The organism is Propionivibrio sp., assembly GCF_049316945.1.
Taxonomy (GTDB): domain Bacteria; phylum Pseudomonadota; class Gammaproteobacteria; order Burkholderiales; family Rhodocyclaceae; genus Propionivibrio.
Map to the genome: position 1 here is coordinate 1 of NZ_JBMOJE010000274.1, position 3,255 is coordinate 3,255.

A 3,255-nucleotide genomic window follows, 5' to 3' on the forward strand; every position below is an offset into this window, starting at 1 on the left:
CGCTGGCACCATTAGGCCGCGATTCGGTGGCTCCAATGGGGCGAGATTTGTCATCTACCGGCCAGCAGCTGGGCGTTTTCCCCAAAAACAACAAATTTTCCGTCCGGGATTACCATTACAGACAGTCCTTCGTCCTACTATGCCGTTGTGAAATCTAGCTTGGCGACGGCAATCGCTTGCACGCAGCAAACTGATTGTTCGCTGTCTGGACGCGGTGGTTCGCAGTGTGGCTGGAATTACGCGACCGTAAACACTGGCACTTCGACCTTTTCCACAAGGGTATGCGGAACATTTTATTCTTGGGCAACTGCCAATCAAATCTATGGCTGGAATATGGCGTCAAACAACAGCGCACCTTTCAGTCTGCAAAACGCATTCGCGGTTGCTCCGGCATTCAACTCGCAAAGCACCGTTTCGACTGGCGATTTGCAATTGTGTGTCAATAACACCTACAGCTCATACACCAGCCCAGCGCCGGCGAACCAGCCTGATGCTTCAGTAAACATGAGCACTGCATTAGCTTGTGGCGGTACGAACTGGGACGGAATCACCCGTCCGGCAGTGTCGTACACGACCCAAAACCTCAATTGGGTGGGCTATGTCTTGCCGACAATTAGCTGGCTTAAAGCAGCTTGTCCGACTTGCTACACATATCCCTATGACGACATGTCGTCAACTTTTACATGCGAAAAGGGCCTCAACGCTCAGGGCAGCAACATGCTCGATTACACAATAATGGTGAATGACATTTCCAACACATTTAATTGAACACTGCGGCTCTATCCGAAGAACGACGGCCACTGCTCAGTCCGTCGTTAATAGGCATTTACTGAATCGATAAACTCCTGCTCTACCATTTTCCCGATACCGCTCCAGTAAATGGGCCAAATGGTATTGGAAATTGGAATCACTGCGTTTCCAGAAACGGAACTTCCCGAATAATAGTAGCCTCGGTAAATTGACTGCTTTACGTTGTTGGTGTGGAGTTCTGGAAAGAGGTTGTACAGGGAAACGTCAAGGAAACCTTGCATGGAATATGCCACCGAAAATTTGTAGTAGCTATTGAACTGTACCGGCATTGAAGCGAGATCATAGTTCATGATCCGGTAATCGGTAGGTCTTAACGTATCGCTTGAAATTGTGAATATCTTGAAGGCTGGGTTGTTGCCAAATTTCGGCGTTATGGACGGCGTAATTTCAAGCACGATATCCGCTGACAGGATGCGGTATTCGCTCATGTGCGTATGCGCACCAAGCGTCAACGCCACAAGCCCCGGGTATTTCGCAAGTACCAGTATAAATTTTTCATAAAGACCTGGCTGCCACATCATTGTGGCGCTTGTGATGTGACCGTTGCTCGCCACATTGCCCGCGGTGGTGGCCGTTGTTCCTAATACGGCGCCGGGAGGTATATGCATTAAGAGCCACACTTTCTTGCCCTGCGCCTGGGCAGAGGCGAGGCTTGAATCAAGCCAGGCAAGTTCGGGCGACACTTCGCTTGCCGTCTCCGCGTACGCAAACGGGACGGTATTGAGGCCGATCACCATCAAATTTGTTCCCGCCGGCTGCGTTGAATAATAGCCGCCCGCCTTAAAGGAGCTTAGGAATGCCGGTTGGGCTGTGGTGCCATTTAAAAATTGGTTATAAAAACTCCCCACCGTTTGGGAAAGAAAACTGGGTTCCGGAACTAAACCTCCGTAAGAATCGCTGTTCCCGAGAGCGAACATGACGGGAAGGTTGCCGACCGCCGCTCTTATCTGGGCGGTAACAAAGGCCACCGTCTTGTCGGCAAAGGTCTCCATCCCTGGAATGTCTTCAACATTCCCATTGCATTTCTTGAAATGGACTGAAAAATAATGCCCGAGAAGATCGCCCGTATAAATTACGAAGGGACTCGTGCCCAGGTTCTGACTTATGCTTGAGAGCGCGAGCACCAGAGAAGCGTAGTTGGTGTCGTCATTCCACGGCGAAGGGGGATTGGTCGACGTCTGAAAAATACCGGCCCACGCACTGGGATCAGCAGCGTTAAGGGTTGTGAAAAGCGAGGTGTCGTCAAAAGGATTGAAATGAATATCCGAGAATACAAGCACGGGGAATTCGCTGACCGTATTGGGGCCACCACCGCCACATCCAACGGTTATTGAACTCAGAGAAATAGCGCCGAATGCCCATGCGGAATTTTTAATGAATTCTCTACGTGTCGTTTTCTTCACGGTAAGCGAATCGGCACTATTCTTTGAATCGTTGTTGATCATGTTTTCTCTTTTATGAAGCAAAATGTGCGTGCTCACTGGGGGATTCTTCACCAGCGGAGAGGATTGTGATCAACCCCCAATCTGAAGCATGAAGATGCTACACCACGAACTTTCGATTAGATATAGGGCAAGGCCACGAAATTCCATGATTGAGATATACCCGTTTGAATGGCGTGATGCCCCGGAGACCGGCCCTTCAAACCATCACATTTCAGGGCCGTCAGCGACGTCTTACGCTGCGAAGCCGACCGTGAGCCAAGAAAATGGAGAGTGCCAGGTTCAATGTCGGCTTTCGGGTGGCTCGACCTGATCAACGGCCGGTTTGGGGGAGTTGAGGCTACGACCGCTGATGGCCGTACTGAGACAGATGCACTCCTGGCGATTCGTATGCAAATCATCTGTTGCGGTGCACAATAAAAATTCAATAATAAAATTTGGATACTCGTATTTCCCAATCCGAGCATCAGCCAGAAGCAGGGATAGGGTTTTCAGTGGATTGGGTAGCATACTTTGGAATGGAATCACTGGCAGGGTTTGCTGTGGAATGGGTGGCCGGTTTCAGGTGGCATGTCCAAAAGCAACATGAATCTCGAGAAGTGGCACAATCCTCCTGTCAAGCGCATCCTATTGCCTGCAATTGCCAATCCCCGAAGCCAATGATCAATCGAAAACACCTACAAAAGGAGTGAACGTGCTGACGAACCCCCGAACACTATTCAGAATCATCAGCCTGATCTTTGCCATTAGTTCAATCCCCAGTGTCGCGTGGGCCCAAGCCTATCCAACCCGGGAATTGCTCTCGACAACAACAACAGTCGTCGGCGAAGTCATTCGATACCCGACGACAGGCCCCGCGCGCATCACCGCGAACATAGTGACGATTGCCCCTGGCGCTGAAACCGTTTTCCACCGTCACCCCGCCCCCATGTTTGCTTACATCCTTGAATGAGAGCGCCGAGTTGGTAATGCCTGACATTCGCCAAGGTGGAAGTGCCTATTC

General features: G+C 50.5%; 3 protein-coding genes. 2 read left to right on the top strand and 1 reads right to left on the bottom strand.

Translation table 11 applies throughout. The annotated features are described in order from the left end of the window. The first annotated feature begins 333 nt into the window (after positions 1 to 333). On the top strand, positions 334 to 768 hold the full coding sequence (locus ACOYNV_RS26870) for a hypothetical protein (RefSeq protein WP_422902884.1): 435 nt from the start codon (positions 334 to 336) through the stop codon (positions 766 to 768). A gap of 47 nt (positions 769 to 815) precedes the next feature. Here ACOYNV_RS26870 and ACOYNV_RS26875 read toward each other — a convergent pair whose 3' ends face one another. Then, positions 816 to 2,255 (bottom strand): metallophosphoesterase, encoded by a 1,440-nt coding sequence (locus ACOYNV_RS26875; RefSeq protein ID WP_422902885.1) that lies wholly within the window; start codon positions 2,253 to 2,255, stop codon positions 816 to 818. Positions 2,256 to 2,946: 691 nt separating this feature from the next. On the opposite strand from ACOYNV_RS26875, the gene ACOYNV_RS26880 reads away from it, so the two are divergent. Next, positions 2,947 to 3,204, top strand: coding sequence for a hypothetical protein (locus ACOYNV_RS26880; protein ID WP_422902886.1), 258 nt, complete (start codon positions 2,947 to 2,949; stop codon positions 3,202 to 3,204). Positions 3,205 to 3,255: the final 51 nt, after the last annotated feature.

What these genes read in the sequence shown, in the direction of transcription:
- ACOYNV_RS26875 (WP_422902885.1), bottom strand. Translation starts at nt 2,255, where the DNA reads ATGATCAACAACGATTCAAAGAATAGTGCCGATTCGCTTACCGTGAAG.
- ACOYNV_RS26870 (WP_422902884.1), top strand. Translation starts at nt 334, where the DNA reads ATGGCGTCAAACAACAGCGCACCTTTCAGTCTGCAAAACGCATTCGCG.